The sequence below is a fragment of the Alkalibacterium indicireducens genome (genome assembly GCF_039522005.1).
Classification (GTDB): Bacteria; Bacillota; Bacilli; order Lactobacillales; family Carnobacteriaceae_A; genus Alkalibacterium; species Alkalibacterium indicireducens.
Genome location: NZ_BAAADA010000201.1, coordinates 1 through 536, shown reverse-complemented (window position 1 = coordinate 536; position 536 = coordinate 1). Strand labels below are relative to the sequence as shown.

Annotated in this window: 1 protein-coding gene; it reads left to right on the top strand. The window is 43.8% G+C overall.

Annotated features, from left to right (window positions below; translation table 11 throughout):
• The coding region (locus ABFX15_RS11335; RefSeq protein ID WP_346025512.1) for an MBL fold metallo-hydrolase at positions 1–468 on the top strand (468 nt) is incomplete at its 5' end.
• Between the last annotated feature and the right edge of the window lie 68 nt (positions 469–536).

Sequence of the window (536 nt, the reverse complement as noted above, 5' to 3'; positions counted from 1 at the left end):
GAACCCTCATCCCTGCCGAGCTATCATCCCACGATTGAAACCGTGGGTTTTCTCGCTCGGAAAACTGATAATGAAGAACCTAAGTTGACGATTGGGCCGTTTGATATCGAACACCTGAAGACTCTTCACCCTGTTCCGTGTTACGCTTTCAGAATTACGGAAAGATCCACCGGTAAAGTACTCGTGTTTACTGCGGATTCAGGATTTATTGAAGACTTTATACCATTCTGTGAATCGGCCGATTATCTTTTAGCAGATAGTAACTTCTATAAAGGTATGGAGAATCACACGGTCCATATGACAGCAAAAGAATGCGGACAGATCGCATCAAAAGCTGGCGTATCGAACCTGATACTTACTCATCTGCCACAAACTGGAAATTGGAGCGATCTGGTTCAGCAGGCGCAGGAAGAGTCTCCGGATACTACAGTCCAGCTCGCTGAAAAAGATAGACACTATAATATTTAACTCAAGTTTCGCACCCTGATCAAACCTTGGAAAGCCTATCGGCTTAAGGTTAATCAACTAAATCAAAC